The following is a 346-nucleotide window of genomic DNA, read 5'->3' as shown; positions in this document are numbered from 1 at the left end:
ACAGGAACACGGCAAGCGTGGCAAAGACGGCAAGGTTTTTATAGATACCTTAATGTTGCCGCCTTGCCTTGTTCCCTCATACCGACACCGCCCGATGATGAATAGTTACCGGGCACTTTTTCATTTACAGGAGGATTTTGAATGAACAATACCGCAACCAACACCGCTACTTGCCCGACTGTCAGAAAGCAGATTGGCAAGACCACCTATATCGTCCGTGTCCATTTCAGCGAGACCGCCAAAGAGACGATGGAGGACAAAATCAAGCGTATGCTTCGTGAGGAAGTCCGCAAAATGTGACTTCTTTGTGAATTTGATGAAAAAGTCCTTGACTTTTCGTCTCTGG

At 47.1% G+C, this 346-nt stretch carries 1 protein-coding gene; it reads left to right on the top strand.

The window, feature by feature from the left end:
- Positions 1 to 141 precede the first annotated feature (141 nt).
- A complete protein-coding gene (locus NE609_RS17380) occupies positions 142 to 300 on the top strand; it encodes a transposon-encoded TnpW family protein (RefSeq protein ID WP_002596227.1) in 159 nt (52 codons plus the stop codon).
- Positions 301 to 346 lie beyond the last annotated feature (46 nt).

Source organism: Anaerotruncus sp. DFI.9.16 (assembly GCF_024461615.1).
Taxonomy (GTDB): domain Bacteria; phylum Bacillota; class Clostridia; order Oscillospirales; family Ruminococcaceae; genus Anaerotruncus; species Anaerotruncus massiliensis.
This window is presented reverse-complemented; position numbering and strand designations above follow the sequence as displayed.

Excerpts from the sequence above, each read along its gene's own strand:
- NE609_RS17380 (WP_002596227.1), top strand. The coding sequence starts at position 142 with ATGAACAATACCGCAACCAACACCGCTACTTGCCCGACTGTCAGAAAG.